This window comes from Paraburkholderia sp. GAS448, from assembly GCF_050435685.1.
Lineage (GTDB): Bacteria > Pseudomonadota > Gammaproteobacteria > Burkholderiales > Burkholderiaceae > Paraburkholderia.
Genome location: NZ_JBNDKT010000003.1, coordinates 317,663 through 335,031, shown reverse-complemented (window position 1 = coordinate 335,031; position 17,369 = coordinate 317,663). Strand labels below are relative to the sequence as shown.

Genomic DNA, 17,369 nt, shown 5'->3' with positions numbered 1-17,369 from the left:
TGCCGGGTTCGTTTTACAGATTCCGGTAGTCGGCGGGCGCGCTGTGCCACTATCCTCACTCGTGTTCAAACCGTCGAGTAACGGGGAACGACCCGAAGGAGCCACGCATGTCCTACCCGCTTCCTGCTGTACGGCGCGTCGCGATCATTGGCGGCAACCGGATTCCGTTTGCGCGTTCCAACACCGCATACGCGAGCGCGTCGAACCAGGACATGCTGACGTTCACCCTGCAGGGTCTGATCGACCGTTTCAACCTGCATGGAGAGCGGCTCGGCGAGGTCGCGGCGGGCGCGGTCATCAAGCATTCACGCGATTTCAACCTGACACGGGAATCGCTGCTGTCGACGACGCTCGCCAGGGAAACCCCTGCCTATGACGTGCAGCAGGCCTGCGGCACCGGGCTCGAAGCCGCGATTCTGGTCGCGAACAAGATCGCGCTCGGACAGATCGAAGTGGGGATCGCGGGCGGCGTCGATACGACTTCGGATGCGCCGATTGGCGTCAACGAGCGCATGCGCAAGATTCTGCTCGAAGCGAATCGCGGCAGGACGACCAGCGAGCGCGTGAGCGCGCTCGCCCGCCTGCGCCCGCAGATGTTTTTCAAGCCGCTGCTGCCGCGCAATAGCGAACCGCGCACGGGTCTGTCGATGGGCGAGCATTGCGAACTGATGGCCAAGCGCTGGGGCATCTCGCGCGAGGCGCAGGACGTCCTCGCCCATGAAAGCCATCGCAAGCTTGCGGATGCCTGTCAGCGCGGCTTTCTGAACGACCTGATGACGCCCTGGCGCGGCCTCGCACGCGACAACAACCTGCGTGCCGACCTGACGCTCGAGAAGCTCGCGAGCCTGAAGCCGGTATTCGATCGCGACGCCGGAACGCTGACCGCCGGCAACTCGACGCCGCTCACTGACGGCGCGTCGGCCGTGTTGCTGGCGAGCGAAGCGTGGGCGGCCGCGCGCGGATTGCCGGTGCTGGCGTACCTGTCCTGGTCGGAGACGGCGGCGGTCGATTTCTTCGATAAAAAGGAGGGTTTGCTGATGGCGCCCGCCTACGCCGTGCCGCGCATGCTCACGCGCGCGGGCCTGACGTTGCAGGACTTCGACTTCTACGAAATTCATGAGGCTTTTGCCGCGCAAGTGTTGTGCACGCTCGCGGCGTGGCAGGATGACGAATATTGCCGCACGCAACTCCGCCTGCCCGGCCCACTCGGTGTCATCGACCGGGCGAAGCTGAATGTGAACGGCAGTTCGCTCGCGACCGGCCATCCGTTCGCGGCGACCGGCGGACGGATCGTCGCCGGCCTCGCGAAGCTGCTGGCGCAGCTCGACAAACCCGCTGGCACAGCGCGTGGACTGATTTCAATCTGCGCGGCGGGCGGCCAGGGTGTCGTCGCGATACTCGAACGCTAGAGGCACGTCGAAGTGCAGCTCAAGTGAAGCCCGTATGAAGCCCGTACGCAGCGCGTATCAAACCCGTATCAAGCCAGTATGACACCCAGAAAAACACAGACAGACTCAGGAGGACCAGCGATGACCCAGTCCACGCAAACGCCGCCGCCCGCGGGCTCCGCTCCGGCGCCGGCTGCACCGACCGGAGCGAGCGCGCCCAAACCGCCCAACACCGATGGCATCTGGTACGCGTCGTATCCAGAGGACGTCCCGCGCGACATCGATGTCAACCAGTACGAGTCACTCGTTCAGTTCTTCGACGAATCGATCGAGCAGTATCGCGAGCGCGTCGCGTACGTGAGCGTCGGCGCGAACCTGACGTACGGTGAGCTGGGCCGCAAGGCAAGCGCGTTCGCGGCGTATCTGCAGAGCATCGGCGTCAAGCCTGGCGAGCGCGTGGCGATCATGCTGCCGAATACGTTCCAGTATCCGGTGTCGTTGTTTGGCGTGCTCAAATCGGGCGCGATCGTCGTCAACGTGAACCCGCTCTATACGGTGCGCGAACTGGCGCATCAGCTCAAGGACAGCGGCGCACAGACGATCGTCGTGTTCGAGAACTTCGCGAAGACCCTCGAAGACGCGCTTCCAGGCACGAAGATACAGAACGTGATCGTCACCGGTCTCGGCGACCTGCTCGCCGACGGCCCCAATCTCAAGGGCCGTTTTCTGAACTTCATGCTGAAGCACGTGAAGAAGATGGTGCCCGCCTACAACCTGCCCAAAGCGGTGTGGCTGCTCGATGCGCTCAGGACCGGCTATGCGGCGCCGCTCACGCCTGTCCGCCCCACGCCTCTCGACATCGCGTTCCTGCAATACACCGGCGGCACGACGGGCGTCGCCAAAGGCGCGATGCTCACGCACCGGAACATCATCGCGAACGTCCTGCAGGCGAAAGCATGGGCCGCAGGCCAGCTGACGGCCACCATCGAAACTGTGCTGACGCCGTTGCCGCTCTATCACATCTATTCGCTGACCGTAAACGCGCTGATTTTCATGGGGCTCGGCGGCCGCAACATCCTGATCGCCAATCCGCGTGACGTGAAGCGCGTGATGATGATCATCCGGCACGAGAAATTCACCGGCATCACCGCGGTCAATACCCTCTACAACGCGTTCCTCGACAACGAGGAGTTCAGAAAGCGCGACTTCTCCGACCTGAAGCTCGCGATGGCGGGCGGCATGGCCACGCAGAAGGCCGTCGCGGACCGCTTCAAGGCGGTGACCGGCCAGCCGATCGTCGAAGGCTATGGGCTGACCGAATGTTCGCCGATCGTGTCGATGAATCCGGTCGACCTGAAGCACATGCGCGATTTCGAAGGCTCGATTGGACTGCCCGCCCCGTCGACCCAGGTGCGCTTCAGGAAAGACGACGGAACGTGGGCCAACATCGGCGAGCCGGGTGAACTGTGCGTCAAGGGTCCGCAGGTGATGAAAGGCTACTGGAACCGGCCCGACGAAACCGCGAAAGTCTTCGACGACGAAGGCTGGCTCGCCACCGGCGATATCGGCGTGATGGACTCGCGCGGCTTCATCCGGCTGATCGACCGCAAGAAGGACATGATCCTGGTGTCGGGCTTCAACGTCTATCCGAACGAGGTTGAAGACGTGATCGCCATGCACCCGGACGTGCGTGAAGTCGCGGCGATCGGCATTCCCGACGCGGCTCAGGGAGAACGCATCAAGGTATTCATCGTGCGGCGTAGCCGGGACCTGACGGAAGGACAGGTCATCGCACACTGCCGCAAGCATCTGACGGGATACAAGGTGCCGAAGGTGGTCGAGTTCCGCGACGAACTTCCGCAAACCAATGTCGGCAAGATCCTGCGCCGCCAGTTGCGCGACGAGGAACTGGCCCGGCAGAGACCCGCCTGAGCCCGCGAGGCTGGCACAGGCGGGCGGTTTAGATTCTGGAGAGATTCATGACGTACGCAATGCATCGTCCCATGCGTCCTCGTTCGTGTTGTGCCAGTTCCACGACACTGAAGCGTCTCGTCAGCCTCTTTGCAGCAGGTGTTTTCGCCTGCGCGGCAGGCGTATCGTCCGCCCAGACCGACGACCCGCAGGCCGTGACGGTCGATCTGCCCGCCCCGCTCGAGGCAGCGTCTGCGTCGCCCGCGCAGGTTGGCAAGCTCCCCGTCGACGAGCAGGTGCGCTGGCTGCGCCGCGCCGCGCAAAGCGGCGCGCTCGAGAAACTCACCGACGCGCAGCTCGACGCGCTGTTCGAGTCGTTCGATCCGTTGACGGTGCCCCGCTACATCAAGGAAGGACCAAACGGCTATCCGTCCTACGAGTTCACGATGTCGCGTCAGGAACGCATCCACGGCGTATGGCCCGGCAGCCCCGATCACATGCTGGTGCGCCTCTCGCGCGGGCCGCTGCGCATCTACGCCAGATGGCTGCCGGATGGCGCGCATTCCGGCCAGGAGATCATCTACGACGAGTCGAAACGCAGCGACGAACTTTACGGCCACCTGGGCGGCCTGCTGAGCGTGATTCCGCTGTGGACGTCAGTCAACGGAACGCTGGCACACACGCAGTCGCGCCATCAGGTGCGCGATCTCGGCACCGAGTACATCGCGAACCAGTTCGTGTCGGAAGGCATGAAGTTCGCCGAGGCCGGCATTACGCGGCCGCTCACGATCGACGTGAAGACCGTCGATGGCGTACGCGTCGTCGCGTTCACGTACGAAACAGCGACAGGCCAGCCCGAGTTCTACGCGAAGAAGGAGACGTTGGGGCTCGATTTGCGCCATCCCTGGTTTCGCTGCGTCGAGTCCTATGACAACGACGGCAGGATCTTCGAGAGGATCGTCTTCGAAACCATCACGCCCAAAACTTTCGACGATACAACATTCGACCCGAAAAATCCGGCCTATAAATTCTAGGTTCCGCGTGGGGCCTGCGTCAGGCTCGATGAGCAGTCGATCACGAAGGCAACCGGCGCGCGGCTGCCCGCTTCGCGCACCTCGCGGGCCGTCAGGGCGGAGTGCGGAACGCAATGCGTCAACACGAAATAATCGGCTGGACGCGTCACGCCAATCAGCATGCCCGGCGCGCGTGCCAGATGCGGTGCGAGCGTCGAGTACCAAAGCGCCCCGATATCGTCACCGACATCGAACGTCGCCAGGTTCGCCCGTGCGGCGTGATCAGCCAGCGCGCGGCCATCGGCCAGCGTCGAATCGAAGACCGCAACGGCGCCTGCCGTTCGCGCGGCAAGCACCAGCCGGGGCAACACGCAGCCTGTTGCGGCGAGCCACGCGCCAGTCTTGACGAATGTACGTCGGTCCATCATCTGCTCCGTCGAGGCCCTCACCAGTACGCGCTGGCGGCGTTTCTACCTGTAGCCTGCATTCCGGCTACGTTACCGGCTACGTATAGCCGCGCTTGCCGCGCCAGACGCGCGGCCAGATGCCCTGCTTTCCCGGTGCCAGAATCCCGGCAGGATCGAGTGCATCCTTGATGGTCTCTGAAAGACGCAGCAACGCTGCGTCGTTGAAACTGTACTGCGCGGCCGCAAAATCCATATAAGCAAGATGCGCGCGATATTCGCCGTAGCCGGCAGCGCGCGCGTCGCTCATCACGACGCGCAGCAGATCGCCGGCCTGTTCCGGCGCAAGCGGATCGTCACGATCGAAGATCAACGCGAAAATGTGATGCAGATGCCGAACGCCCGCCGTAAAGCCACCGTAGTAATCGAAGCCGTATTCGGTGGCGCGGGCCTTCACCATCGTGTACTGGCGCATCGCATCGCGACCCGTCGCCGGGCAGACCGGCGAGAAATCCACGTGTGCACCCGCGCCGCCGCGCCAGTCGAGCATGCGAAACGCGGTCATCGCGGGAATGCCGGCGAAGTTGCGGGCGCCGCCGCCGGTGGGTTCCGCATCGCCCGCGTAGCGCGTCGCTGACAGCACTGCGTCCGGCACGCGAGCGAACGCCCGATGCACGATCGCGTACTGGGCGTCGATGACTTCCTGCGCGCCGTAAAGCGCGAAATGCAGGTTCCAGCGGCCGATATGCAGCTTGTCCATCATCGCCGCCACGGCAGTCTCCGGCATCGGCCCCGCACCGTCGTACCACTGCGAGCGCGGCGCAGTACTCGCCGCGCGGCGGATCGCACCTTCGATCACCGCATGATTGCGGATCGTCTCGTCGAGCCGCAGCGGCCTCAGGATATCGACGATCGTCTCCAGGTCGCTCTCGTGCCGAAACTGGAACTCGGCGAGCATATAGGCAGGCGGCGCAGGCATCAGCCACACGCCCATCTTCGTGACGATGCCATAGTTCGACTGCATGAACATCGCGTCGAACGACGGCCCGTAGCCTGGCTTGTACAACTGCCACGACGTGCCGATGTCGATTCCGCCCATCCCCGTTCGCACGACGTCCCCGTTCGCGAGCACGACCTCCATGCCGCACTGCGTCGCCGCGTGATCGCCATACGGCGTGTAGCCGAAGCCGCGCTCGAGCGTGTTGCCGATCACGCTGCCCCAGCCGGCCGCAGGCGGGTCGACCCACAGTCGATAACCGTTGCTGCGCAGATACGCATGCAGGTCGAAGTAGCTGACACCCGGTTCGACGAGCGCATAGGCGAGTGTCTCGTCGACGTGGATGATCCGGTTCATCCGTTGCAGGTCGAGCACGACGGAACCCGACAGACGGGGCGCCGCGCCGCCATACGCGAAATTGCGCCCCGTCGATACGGTCCATAACGGAATCCGGAACTCAGTGGCAATGCGCAGGATCGCGCGGATCTCTTCGACCGAGGCGGGAAGCAACGCCGCCGAGGCCGCAAATGCCGCCTGCTGCGGCCCGATCGCGAAGGGATCGAGATATGACGCCAGCCCGGGATCCGACGACACCACATGCTGCGCGCCGACGATCGCCGTCCAGGCGGCCAGTGCGCGGTCGAACTTTGCTTCCGGAACGTCCGGCGGCAATAAGCGTGTCGCTGCGCGTGTCAAGGCGCCCTCCTCGATGTGACCGGCGCGAGGCCGGGCGCAGGCGCAAACGCAGGGCGCGCAATGACACTGCGAAAACGTGCGCTAATGCCTCGCTCCGCCACCTGACATCCCGCCTCCGGTTGGACGCACGCCGCCCATCCCGTGGAAGCCTCCGCGTCCGCCCATGCCACCGGACGGGTGCCCGAAGTGACCGTGATCCATGTGATGGAAGTGGTGAAAGTGATCGACGAAGATGAACGACCCTCCGACACCGATCGCCACCGGCGGCCCCCAGTACCATGGGTCATAGTACGGATAGTATGGGTACGCAGTAAGCGGGTAAACGGCTACTGCGCCGCCGTCCGCGTCCTGCATGATCTGCCAGGTGCCATCGGGTTGCCTGCACGCGCGGCCCGCGATCTGCTGCATCGTGCCGTCGATCTCCGCCTGCCCGACGACCATGCGGCAGGTGAGCGTCTGATCGTCGAGCGGAGCGGCCGCCATCGACGGTGGTGGCACCGGTGTGGTACACGCCATGCAGGTGCCAAGCACCATCCCGAGTCCAATGAGGTTGCGCATGATCCCGTCCCGCCTCGATGGTCCGGCAACGCGACACGAACGACGCGTCGGCGCCGTGAAGGCCCCATCGGTTCGCCTTGCATGCGCCGCGCCGCAGCATCCGCGCGATGACGCGTGACAGCACGTGCCTGCATTGAGTAAACGACTCGCCCGCAAGCGCTATTCCGCTCGCGGACGGCACCGTCATACGCGTTTGTTACGCAGTATTTCCTGCCGCGTCACGACCCGGCTTTCACAAGCCGGCCGCTTCGGGATTCCCGCGCGATGTAGGGCTATCGCCACGACTCAGGCCGTCCGCCCAGTTCGCTGCAGACCTCGAGCGCGATCGTGCGCAACTTGCCTTCCGATATCGGCCCGGAGAGCGCATACCCCATCTGATCGCTGACCCAGTAAAAGGTACGACGATTGCCATCGCGAAAGAGACGAAACGCGGTCTCGCCCTTGGGTGTGCCCGTCACGTAGAGCGTCAGCCGTTCGCCCGTCTGGTTTTCGTACATGAACTGCGCGGCCGGGCCCGCTTCGCCCGGAAGCAGCCGGCCGCCGACGAGCGTATACCCATACTCCTGCAGCGAAGGCACCGACAGCGGCCGGTCAAGCCGCTTCGAGAGCCACGTGATCAGATGTTCTTCCTCGCTCGCCGCCACTTCGACCGGATGACGGCGCTCCGGCGTGTACACGGCGTAGGCGACGTCGGCGCGCTGCGCAAACGCCATCGGCTCACTGCCGCCGCCGATGAAGCGCGGCGCCATCGGCCCCAGCGCCAGCGCGAGACCGGCACCGGCGACAAGCCAGCAGGCCGCCACCCCCACCCGCCGCCACCACGGAACGCGCACGCGCAGCACGACAACCGGCGCGTCGGCACGCGCGGGCAACGCGCACAACGCCTGCAAGGCGGCTTTCTGCGCACGGTACGCCGCGACGCGGCTGGCAGCGTCGGGATCCTGAGCGAGCCGCTCGCGCACGGGCGCCCGCTCGCCCTGTGGCAATTCATCATCGATGAACGCGGAGAGCATGCGCGGGTCCATCCCGGCCGTGGGATCGTGATCGTATTCGTCGTCGTTGTGCATCACGAGCCTCTCACTACTTTCAACGGCGGCGACTTGCGCGTCGGGCCTTCGGTCAGCAACGCCCGCATATGTTCGCGCGCACGCGACAACCGCGACATCACCGTGCCGACCGGCACGCCGAGCGCCAACGACGCCTCCTGATACGTCAATTCTTCGACACACACCAGCAGCAGCACTTCACGCTGCTCGACAGACAGGTAATACAGCGCCCGCTGCACATCGCGCAGCACGAGTCCGTCGACTTCGCCGTGCGGCGCTTCCAGGTTGCGCCAGGGCGCGCTTTCGTCGTCGACGGCGATTTCGCGGCGCACCCGCAACTGGTCAATGTAGAGGTGACGCAGGATCGTCAGCAGCCACGCGCGCAGGTTGCTGTCCGGGCGGAACGCCCTCCAGCGGGCCAGTGCGCGCTCGGCGGTGTCCTGCACCAGATCGTCCGCCCATGCGGAATCACCCGTCAGCGCGCGCGCATAGCGCCGCAGCTGCGGGAGCCACGAAATCACATCCGATTCGAAACTCACGCGGCGCGTGTCGAAGCGCAGCACGGACGGTCAGTAACCGCCGCCACCGCTGCTGCCACCGCTTGTGCCGCTGCCGGACGCGCCCGAGTCGGTTGCCGCGGTGCACCCCGTCGACAGCGAAGCAAACGCGAGCACCAGCACCGCAAGGGCGGCCGAGAGAATGCGAGCCATGTTCATTTGTCGTCTCCAGATGTTGCACACCAGCTGACAAGCCTTGCCGCGCGGGATGCGCGGTGCGCCAGCTGGCGCGCCCGGGTTGGGAATGAGCGGGCAGGTAAGAACTTCTTGACGCTGCCATGCACAATTAACGTTCGGACGGACAGTTTTATTCCCCACACGCGAATGAAAGCGGATTGCGGGAAATCGTAACGACACGTTACACAATACTTTAAGAGATGCTTCCGGCCGCGCAAGCCGTTATAGTGGGCGTGAGGTCGCCGCAACGCGCGTTTGTATCCGACAACAGGGTAGAATCGCGGCGAGCAACCGTTCTTATAACTGACCGCGGCGCATCGCTGCCCGCCTCCGAATCGCCCATGCCTTCCGCAGAATCGCATCCGCAAAACGACTTCATGAACGCAGCGCGCAAAGAAAGAAAGCGCGTTGAAATTTATCTCGTCAACGGTATCCGCCTGACGGGATGCATCGAGTCGTTCGATCAGTATCTGGTGATGCTGCGCACGCCTGTCGGCCTGCAGGGCATCTACAAGCGCGCCATCTCGACCATCCAGCTCGACACCGGCACCCGTCCGGCACCCCGCGCGGGACGTCCGTCGCATGGCGAACATACGACGCGTGGTCCGCACGGTTCGCGCGACCACCGCGAACCGCGTGAACCTCGCGAGCCCCGCGAACCGCGTGAGTCATATGGCGGTACGGGCCAGAGTTCGTCGTCTTCTTCATCGGGAGCGCCGGAACGCTCCGGCACGCCGGCATCGTCCGATCGTACACCGTCGGATGGCCCGGTGGTGGTGACACGCCGCCGCCGTCTATTCGGTACCGGCAGCGGCAACGGGGACGGCAACAACAACAACGGCAACGAGTAAGACGCGCCGCAGCCGGCCGGCGAGCGCCCTCTGCCACGCTAACTGCACTACCGCAGACGTTCGTCGAGTCGCTTCAGGACAGTCTCGATCCGCATCAGAATCGCATCGATACGCTGCCCCTGCTGCTGCGTCAGCTCAAATCCACATTTGATCGCGAGTACCCGGCGATGCCAGTAGCCCGGGCTCAGCATGCTGTCGACGGGCTGTCGCGTGGCCCACTCCAGATGAGCCAGTTCTTCCTCGACCATGTGCGAAGCGTGAACGCGTTGCGCCTTGCCAGCCGGGCTCCTGCTTTCAGTGTTCATGTCCGTGCTACCTCGTGAGTATGCCGACGCGAGGACATCAGCATGTCGCCTCAACGTGACACACCGAAGACGGCGCACGCGGCGCGATTTTGCAGGCAGATCGACGGTTTACCCACTGCCGTTTGATCCTGCTTACGGCGTGGCCTCCAAAGAACGCTTACAACGCTTTGCCGCTTCCCTGCGCCGGGCTGCCGACGTCTTCGATGCCATCCGGCCAGCTTCTCCACGTCAGCCGCGTTGCGCTATGCTGACCGTTCCACGTTCGCGAGCGGAGCAAGCCATGTCCAAGCCCAAACCCAGTACGCCGGAACCCCACGCGCCGGTAGAAGACCGCCTCGACGAGGCGCTCGACGAAACATTCCCGGCCAGCGATCCGATCGCCGTCGATCCGGAAGAAGAGCCCGCCGAACCTCCCACCAAGGAGAAAAAGCGTCACTGAGCGCGAATAACGCGCACAACCCCGTCTTCTTTCAGGTCTGTCGGCCAGCGCCACGAAAGAAACAACAATGTGCTCACCGACACCGCCCGCTTCCTGAGCGAACGCGACGGCCATGAAGCGCACGTCACGTATGTCGAACAATTTTTCGACCTGAACCAGCGCGGCGCGCTTGCGACCGGCTGGCTGCTGGTCTGCGGCCCGGCTCTCTATATCATCGGCAAACGGGCATTACAAACGGATCGTGGACGGCTGGTTTCCGTTATCGCACTGGATCGCGCCTGGTCTCTTCGCCGTCATCGTCCCGCTCGCGTTCCACACCGACCTGCTCATGATGAGCGACCTCACGACTGCTGTGATGATCGGCGTAGCCGCGTGGGAGAGCGTGTCGTGACCCGCGTCGCCGCAAGCAGATCAGGTCAACGCCAGATAGCAGAAGGCGCCAGCCGGACGAAAACGACGAAAACCCCGCACAGTGGAACCGCACGGGGCTTTGTGGCGGCGCGAATGGCCGCGCGTCATGCTCGACGAAGCTGGCCAGAAAAATCAGGCCAGAATGCAACCCCAGGCAAAAGACCTGGGTCGCCGGTATCGACTAGCGCACAGTAACCGGAAGACCGGTTTCCAGCTGACGCTGCAGGTCGTGCACCTGACGCTGCGCTGCGCGTAACTGTTCCTGTGCTGCCAGCTTCTGCGTCTGCAGCGCCGCGGCTTCGTCGCGGGTCTGCTTCTGCTGGCTGGCCACGATTGCCTGCTGCTGGCGTGCAACAGTCAGGTCGGCCTGCAGACGGTTTGCGCGGTCCTGCGAGAGCGCGATCAGGCGCTCGGTGAGGACCTTTTGCGCATCGAGTCGCGTGCGGCGGATTTCGACCTCGGACAGTTGCACCGTCTGGCGCGCGAAGTCGCGATAGATCGCTTCAGCGCGGCCATCGTCCTGGGTCTTGATGACGCGCCAGAAGTTCTTCTGCTGGAAGAGCGCGACGTAGTAGGTCATTTCCTTGCCGTAGAACAGCAGGCTGGCGCCATAGCTGCCGTTGTACGTCGTGCGCAGTTCGCTCAGATCGGATCCGTGGATCATCTGTTGCAACTCTGCGACGTTGCCGCTGGCCGACTGCTTCGCCTCGTCGGCGGTCAGCACCACGGGCGCGCTCGATGCCGCGGTTGGTGCGTCGGCCGACAACGCCGCAGTCGCCGTGTCCCCGGTGAGCGGTGCTACCGTTGCAACTGGGGTATTACTTGCAACCGTAATGTTTGCGCTGTTATCTGGGCTCGTCTGGGCACGAACGCCTTGCAACCCCCCGATTACAACCAGCCCTACCAGCGCGAGCTGACGAACTTTTGACTTTTGGTCCATGTAATTTTTGCTCTAACAGTTTTTTGTTGTAGCCAATCCGTCTCATTATTACTCACTTTTGCGCGTTGCGGGTTCCTCATCAAAAAGTTTGGTGCTTTCGTATCTTTTCTCGCAACACCTTGCACTGGGCCGAGGTGTTGCATGCTGTCGTGCCGCTGTTGTGTCGTTGGCATTGACGCCAATCGGGGCCTCGGTGGATCAGGTGATATACGTACCCGTATCGACTGACCGATTGATGGAAGGCGGTGGAAAAAGGGCGTGCCCACCGTCTGATTAGAGGCATCACTATTAAACGTTACCCACGCTTTCACGTATGCTGCCTGGAGCCGTTTTCAGGCCATGGCGTCTGACAGTCACACGATGCCGCGCGACGAGGATCGCGACGATGTTTAACAAGGAGGAAGACAATGACGCATTTCACGCAAGGCTTCCGCGCAGCAGCGCTCAAGTCGGCGAAACACGCGATGGTTGCTGGCGCACTGGTGGCCAGCGCTGTCGCGGCGATGGCGCAAAACGCGAGCCCGATTGGCACATGGCAAACAATCGACGACCACACGGGTCAGCCGAAAGCGCTCGTGCAGATTACGCAGGACGGAAGCGGCACCCTGTCTGGCAAGATCATCAAAGGACTCAGCGCGAACGACAATCCGGACCGTCGCTGCACGGCATGCACCGATGCGAGGAAGGATCAGCCAATGCTCGGCATGACGATCATCAACGACATGAAGAAAGACAGCGACGGCTGGGACGGCGGACAGATTCTCGATCCGGAGAACGGCAAGATCTACAGGTGCAAGATGCACCTCGAGGATGGCGGTCAGAAACTCGTCGTGCGTGGATATATCGGGATATCGCTGCTCGGGCGTTCGCAGACGTGGATTCGCGAGCAATAAGCGACGGGCGCAGATGGGCGCGACAAGCTCTTAAGATGCACCTGAAAAACAAAAAACCGGCCGACGATAGCAATCGTGCGGCCGGTTTCTTTTGAAGTACCGCAGTCGGTCGATCATGCGGCGTGCTTATAGTCTGACGAGTAGGTTGTGACCTGCGATACAGCGTCCGTAGCCGGCGGCAACGTCGGTGCGAGCTGTGATGGCTGTGTGCCGAAACCAACCCCGAGACGGGCGGACTTTTGCGCCGATGTCGCCTTCATGCGCATGCGCGCCTGCATCATCCCACACAGCTCTTCGGATGCCGCACCGTATAACTCATCCAGCAAGCGCTTCAGCACACCGGACGCGTACCACACCTTGAAGCGGCGATGGCACGTTTGGTAGGACGGGTATCGGGATGGTATCTCCGACCACGTTGCGCCGCTGTACATGACCCAAAGCACACCGTTGAGCACGGAACGTGTATTAGCCAGCGGGCGGCCGCGCATTTCGCGGCGCGGGCGCAGTTCGGGCAGCAGCGGCACAACGCGCTGCCATTCTTCATCATTGATATCACGGAAAGATGTCACGGGTTTCTCCTTAAGCAAAACCATCGGGAGAAGATATAGAGACAGCTTTCCGGCGAATATGGGATCAGTCCGAATGTTGAAATAACGCCCGGATGGCAGCGGATACCGGGTATTCACTGACCCGGCGCAATGCTGCGATTCTAGGTCAGCGAGGTATCCACGATGCGGCGGGGGGTGTCGAGATATTCCTTCGACTGCATCTCGACGATGCGCGACACAGTACGCGTAAACTCGTTAGCCATCGGACCGTCGACGTACAACTGCTCGGGCGGCACTGCGGCCGACATCAACAGCTTGACCTTGTGGTCGTAGAACACGTCGATGAGCCACGTGAAACGGCGAGCTTCCGATTGCATGCGCGGCGTCATCTGCGGCACGCCCGACAGGACCACCGCGTGGAAACGGCTCGCCAGTTCCAGATAGTCGTTCTGCGAGCGAGGACCGCCGCACAGCGTCGCGAAATCGAACCAGACGACCCCGTCCGCACGGCGCAGCGCCTTCAGTTCGCGTTTTTCGATGCGCAGCAGCGGGCTCTCATCGGGCACCGCGGCGAGGCGCGCAAAAGCGTCGCGCAGCGCCTTGTCGGCGGCCGCGCCGAGTGGCGTGTGGTACACCTCGACCTGCGCCAGCGTGCGTTGCCGATAGTCGACACCTGCATCGACGTTGATCACATCGAGCTTCGACTTGATCAGCTCGATCGCGGGCAGCATGCGGTCTCGATGCAGGCCATCGGGATACAGCGTGTCCGGATCGTAGTTGGACGTCATCACGAACTGCACACCGTTGTTGAACAGGCGGTCGAGCAGCCGGTACAGAATCATGGCGTCCGCGATATCGGACACATGGAATTCGTCAAAACAGATCAGCCGGTAGCGCTTTGCGATGCGACGCGCGAGTTCGTCGAGCGGGTCGGCCTGCCCTTTCAGGTCCTCGAGTTCGCGGTGCACTTCGCGCATGAATTCGTGGAAATGCAGACGCGTCTTGCGCTGCACCGGCACCACCGTGAAAAAGCTGTCCATCAGGAAGCTCTTGCCACGCCCCACCCCGCCCCACATGTAAATGCCGCGCGGCAGGTCCGGGTGAATGATCAGCTTCTTGAAGGCATTCGACCGCCGCGCCTTGTACGCCACCCATTCCTCATAGCACCGCTGCAGACGGTCCACCGCCGCGCGTTGCGCCGGATCCGCCTGGTAACCCCGTGTCTGCAGTTCGTTTTCGTAGTATTCGGTGACGTTCATGGTGCGGTGACGATAACAAGAAGGCGGGAGGGATTGAACCCGCCCGCCTTCGTAGTGTGATGCGAGAGTGCGGTCAGTCGACCTCCACGCCTTACATGTTCAGCGCGCGCTTCTCGACAGCCAGCGCAGCTTCACGCATCACTTCGGACAGCGACGGATGCGGATGGCAGATGCGCCCGATGTCTTCCGACGCCGCCTTGAACTCCATCGCCACCACTGCTTCCGCGATCAGGTCCGATGCGTTCGCCGAGATGATGTGCACGCCGAGCAGTTCATCGGTCTTCGCGTCGGCGATCATCTTGACGAAGCCATCCGCCTTGTTGATGCCAAGCGCGCGGCCGTTCGCCATGAACGGGAACTGGCCCGTCTTCACTTCGCGGCCTTCTGCCTTCAGCTGCTGCTCCGTCTTGCCGACCCATGCGATTTCCGGCTCGGTGTAGATCACCCACGGAATGCAGTTGTAGTCGATGTGCGGCTTCTGGCCGTCGATGATTTCAGCGACCATCACGCCTTCGTCTTCCGCCTTGTGCGCGAGCATCGGGCCACGCACCACGTCGCCGATTGCGTACACGTTCGGCACGCTCGTCGCGCAGTGGCTGTCGACGTCGATGAAACCGCGCTCGTTGGCCTTCAGGCCGATCGCTTCGAGACCGAGGTTGTCAGTGTTCGGCACGCGGCCGATCGACACGACCAGACGGTCGGCGTCGAGCGTCTGCGCGTTGCCGTCCTTGTCGGTGTAGGCAATCGATACGCTCTTGTCCGTTGCCTTCACTTCGCTGATGTTCACGCCGAGATGAATGTCGAGGCCCTGCTTCTTGAACTGCTTTGCCGCTTCCTTCGCGAGCGCCGGGTCGGCGGTCCCGAGGAATTCAGGCAGTGCTTCGAGCACGGTGACTTCCGAACCCAGGCGACGCCACACCGAGCCGAGTTCCAGGCCGATCACGCCCGCGCCGATCACGGCGAGCTTCTTCGGCACGGCGTCGAACGTCAGTGCGCCTTCGTTGTCGGCGACGATCCTGTTGTCGACCGGCACGTTCGGCAGGTGGCGCGCCTTCGAACCCGTCGCGATGATCACGTTCTTCGCTGTGACGACTTCGGTTTCGCCTTCGCCGCTCACTTCGATCTGCACGCCGGCGTCGGTCTTGCCGGTGAACTTGCCGTGACCCTTCAGCCACGTAATCTTGTTCTTGCGGAACAGGAACTCGATCCCCTTCGTCATCTTCTCGACGATGCCTTCCTTGCGAGCCAGCATCTTCGCGATGTCGACCTTCACGTCGGACACGCTGATGCCGTGATCAGCGAGGTGATGCGAAGCGTTTTCGAATTCTTCCGACGACGCGAGCAGCGCCTTCGACGGAATGCAGCCCACGTTCAGGCACGTGCCGCCGAGCTTCAGCGTGCCGGCCGGGTTCTTCCACTTTTCGATACAGGCAACCGACTTGCCGAGCTGTGCGGCGCGGATGGCTGCGATATAGCCGCCGGGACCCGCCCCGATCACGACTACGTCAAATTCTTTGGACATGACAATCCTTTTGATGACGGAGCAGTGCGCGGCCATGTTTCATGGCGCGCACTGCTCCGGTTCAAGCCAATGCGAGAGACTGAATGCGCGAGTCCGGGTGCTTACAGGTCGAGCAGCAGGCGGGCCGGATCTTCCAGCGCATCCTTCATGGCGACGAGCGACAGCACCGCTTCGCGACCGTCGATGATCCGGTGGTCGTACGACAGCGCGAGGTAGTTCATCGGACGGATCACGATCTGGCCGTTCTCGACCACAGCGCGTTCCTTCGTGGCGTGCACACCGAGAATCGCCGACTGCGGCGGGTTGATGATCGGCGTCGACAGCATCGAGCCGAACACACCGCCGTTCGAGATCGAGAACGTGCCGCCCGTCATTTCTTCGATCGACAGCTTGCCGTCCTTGGCCTTCTGGCCGAATTCGGCGATTTTCTTTTCGATGTCCGCGAGGCTCATCTGATCTGCATTGCGCAGGATCGGCACCACCAGGCCGCGCGGCGAGCCGACAGCGATACCGATGTCGAAGTAGCCGTGATAGACGATGTCATTACCGTCGATCGACGCATTCACGAGCGGGAACTTCTTCAGCGCGTGCACGGCGGCCTTCACGAAGAACGACATGAAGCCGAGCTTCACGCCGTGTTCCTTCTCGAACCTGTCCTTGTACTTGTTGCGCAGGTCCATCACCGGCGCCATGTTCACTTCGTTGAACGTCGTGAGGATGGCGTTGGTCTGTTGCGACTCGAGCAGACGCTCGGCGATACGCGCACGCAGACGCGACATCGGCACGCGTTGTTCCGGACGGTCACGCAGCCATTGCTCGGCCGATGCAGGCGCCTTCACGTCCGGCAGCGACGGCTTCGCAGCCTTCGGTGCGGCAGCCGGTGCCGGTGCAGCAGCCCGGGCAGCCGGTGCGGCCACGCCTGCCGTCAGCACGTCGCCCTTGGTGATGCGGCCATCGCGGCCAGAGCCGGCGAGCTCGCCAGCCGACAGATTCTTTTCTGCCATCAGCTTGGCAGCAGCGGGCGATGCCGCCGTGTTTGCACCCGTTGCGGATGCGGCCTGTGCGGCAGGTGCCGGGGCAGCGGTGGCTGCCGGTGCCGGCTTCACTTCTGCTTCGACGGCAGCGGCGCCAGCCTTGCCTTCGGTGTCGATCTTGGCGATCACTTCGTCGGCGACCACGATATCGCCGTCGTTCTTGATGACCTGCGCGAGCACGCCAGCCGAGGGAGCCGGTACTTCGAGCACAACCTTGTCTGTTTCGATTTCGATGAGGATTTCGTCTTGCGCGACAGCCTCACCGGGCTTTTTCTTCCACTGCAGCATCGTGGCTTCCGAGACCGACTCGGAAAGCTGGGGAACCTTGACTTCAACAATAGCCATTGTGATTTTCCTGAATACGTATCTGGTGACAACGAACCGTCTGCGAACCGTGTATGCGCTGTGAGCATCCCGCTA

19 protein-coding genes are annotated in these 17,369 nt (G+C 62.9%); 7 read left to right on the top strand and 12 right to left on the bottom strand.

The window, feature by feature from the left end:
* The first annotated feature begins 107 nt into the window (after positions 1 to 107).
* The 3 genes from P3T23_RS07935 to P3T23_RS07925 all read left to right on the top strand — a co-directional run bounded on the left by P3T23_RS07935 (position 108) and on the right by P3T23_RS07925 (position 4,333).
* Positions 108 to 1,409 (top strand): acetyl-CoA C-acetyltransferase, encoded by a 1,302-nt coding sequence (locus tag P3T23_RS07935; protein WP_429315628.1) that lies wholly within the window; start codon positions 108 to 110, stop codon positions 1,407 to 1,409.
* Between the two features lie 120 nt (positions 1,410 to 1,529).
* The gene (locus P3T23_RS07930) at positions 1,530 to 3,320 is read left to right on the top strand and encodes an AMP-binding protein (protein WP_429315627.1); all 1,791 of its coding nucleotides are present in this window, start codon (positions 1,530 to 1,532) and stop codon (positions 3,318 to 3,320) included.
* Between the two features lie 47 nt (positions 3,321 to 3,367).
* The gene (locus P3T23_RS07925) at positions 3,368 to 4,333 is read left to right on the top strand and encodes a DUF1571 domain-containing protein (RefSeq protein ID WP_429315626.1); all 966 of its coding nucleotides are present in this window, start codon (positions 3,368 to 3,370) and stop codon (positions 4,331 to 4,333) included.
* Here the strand turns inward: P3T23_RS07925 and P3T23_RS07920 are convergent.
* From P3T23_RS07920 to P3T23_RS07895, 6 genes are all read right to left on the bottom strand, one after another.
* Entirely contained in the window at positions 4,330 to 4,737 is a 408-nt protein-coding gene (locus P3T23_RS07920) for a hypothetical protein (protein ID WP_429315625.1), read from the bottom strand. The genes P3T23_RS07925 and P3T23_RS07920 overlap by 4 nt on opposite strands.
* Positions 4,738 to 4,816: 79 nt before the next feature.
* Entirely contained in the window at positions 4,817 to 6,409 is a 1,593-nt protein-coding gene (locus P3T23_RS07915; RefSeq protein ID WP_429315624.1) for an FAD-binding protein, read from the bottom strand.
* An 81-nt stretch (positions 6,410 to 6,490) separates the two neighbouring features.
* Entirely contained in the window at positions 6,491 to 6,967 is a 477-nt protein-coding gene (locus tag P3T23_RS07910; RefSeq protein ID WP_429315623.1) for a hypothetical protein, read from the bottom strand.
* 272 nt (positions 6,968 to 7,239) lie between these two features.
* Positions 7,240 to 8,034: an anti-sigma factor family protein gene (locus P3T23_RS07905; protein WP_429315786.1), complete on the bottom strand. Its 795-nt coding sequence runs from the start codon at positions 8,032 to 8,034 to the stop codon at positions 7,240 to 7,242.
* Positions 8,034 to 8,552 (bottom strand): sigma-70 family RNA polymerase sigma factor, encoded by a 519-nt coding sequence (locus P3T23_RS07900; protein ID WP_429315622.1) that lies wholly within the window; start codon positions 8,550 to 8,552, stop codon positions 8,034 to 8,036. Before P3T23_RS07900 ends, P3T23_RS07905 begins: the two co-directional genes overlap by 1 nt.
* A 30-nt stretch (positions 8,553 to 8,582) precedes the next feature.
* The gene (locus P3T23_RS07895) at positions 8,583 to 8,729 is read right to left on the bottom strand and encodes a hypothetical protein (protein WP_429315621.1); all 147 of its coding nucleotides are present in this window, start codon (positions 8,727 to 8,729) and stop codon (positions 8,583 to 8,585) included.
* 359 nt (positions 8,730 to 9,088) lie between these two features.
* Between P3T23_RS07895 and hfq the strand changes: the two genes are divergently transcribed.
* Positions 9,089 to 9,598 carry an RNA chaperone Hfq gene (gene hfq / locus P3T23_RS07890; RefSeq protein WP_429315620.1) on the top strand — a complete coding sequence of 170 codons (510 nt, stop codon included), beginning with the start codon at positions 9,089 to 9,091 and terminating at the stop codon, positions 9,596 to 9,598.
* A 47-nt stretch (positions 9,599 to 9,645) separates the two neighbouring features.
* Here hfq and P3T23_RS07885 read toward each other — a convergent pair whose 3' ends face one another.
* A complete protein-coding gene (locus P3T23_RS07885) occupies positions 9,646 to 9,903 on the bottom strand; it encodes a hypothetical protein (RefSeq protein WP_429315619.1) in 258 nt (85 codons plus the stop codon).
* Between the two features lie 280 nt (positions 9,904 to 10,183).
* Here P3T23_RS07885 and P3T23_RS07880 point away from each other — a divergent pair, with 280 nt between their 5' ends.
* Positions 10,184 to 10,342, top strand: a complete 159-nt coding sequence (locus tag P3T23_RS07880; RefSeq protein WP_429315618.1) for a hypothetical protein — start codon at positions 10,184 to 10,186, stop codon at positions 10,340 to 10,342.
* Between the two features lie 241 nt (positions 10,343 to 10,583).
* Positions 10,584 to 10,733, top strand: a complete 150-nt coding sequence (locus tag P3T23_RS07875; protein ID WP_429315617.1) for a hypothetical protein — start codon at positions 10,584 to 10,586, stop codon at positions 10,731 to 10,733.
* Positions 10,734 to 10,934: 201 nt separating this feature from the next.
* On the opposite strand, the gene P3T23_RS07870 is transcribed toward P3T23_RS07875, so the two are convergent.
* Complete coding sequence (locus P3T23_RS07870) at positions 10,935 to 11,693, bottom strand: DUF2968 domain-containing protein (RefSeq protein WP_429315616.1); 759 nt, start codon at positions 11,691 to 11,693, stop codon at positions 10,935 to 10,937.
* Positions 11,694 to 12,100: 407 nt separating this feature from the next.
* Here P3T23_RS07870 and P3T23_RS07865 point away from each other — a divergent pair, with 407 nt between their 5' ends.
* Complete coding sequence (locus P3T23_RS07865; RefSeq protein WP_429315615.1) at positions 12,101 to 12,586, top strand: DUF2147 domain-containing protein; 486 nt, start codon at positions 12,101 to 12,103, stop codon at positions 12,584 to 12,586.
* Positions 12,587 to 12,699: 113 nt separating this feature from the next.
* Here P3T23_RS07865 and P3T23_RS07860 read toward each other — a convergent pair whose 3' ends face one another.
* The 4 genes from P3T23_RS07860 to odhB form a co-directional block, all read right to left on the bottom strand.
* Positions 12,700 to 13,272: a transposase gene (locus tag P3T23_RS07860; RefSeq protein ID WP_429315614.1), complete on the bottom strand. Its 573-nt coding sequence runs from the start codon at positions 13,270 to 13,272 to the stop codon at positions 12,700 to 12,702.
* A gap of 23 nt (positions 13,273 to 13,295) precedes the next feature.
* The gene (gene zapE, locus P3T23_RS07855) at positions 13,296 to 14,393 is read right to left on the bottom strand and encodes a cell division protein ZapE (RefSeq protein WP_429315613.1); all 1,098 of its coding nucleotides are present in this window, start codon (positions 14,391 to 14,393) and stop codon (positions 13,296 to 13,298) included.
* Between the two features lie 91 nt (positions 14,394 to 14,484).
* Positions 14,485 to 15,915, bottom strand: coding sequence for a dihydrolipoyl dehydrogenase (lpdA, locus tag P3T23_RS07850; protein ID WP_429315612.1), 1,431 nt, complete (start codon positions 15,913 to 15,915; stop codon positions 14,485 to 14,487).
* A gap of 101 nt (positions 15,916 to 16,016) precedes the next feature.
* Positions 16,017 to 17,294 (bottom strand): 2-oxoglutarate dehydrogenase complex dihydrolipoyllysine-residue succinyltransferase, encoded by a 1,278-nt coding sequence (gene odhB, locus P3T23_RS07845; RefSeq protein ID WP_429315611.1) that lies wholly within the window; start codon positions 17,292 to 17,294, stop codon positions 16,017 to 16,019.
* Positions 17,295 to 17,369 lie beyond the last annotated feature (75 nt).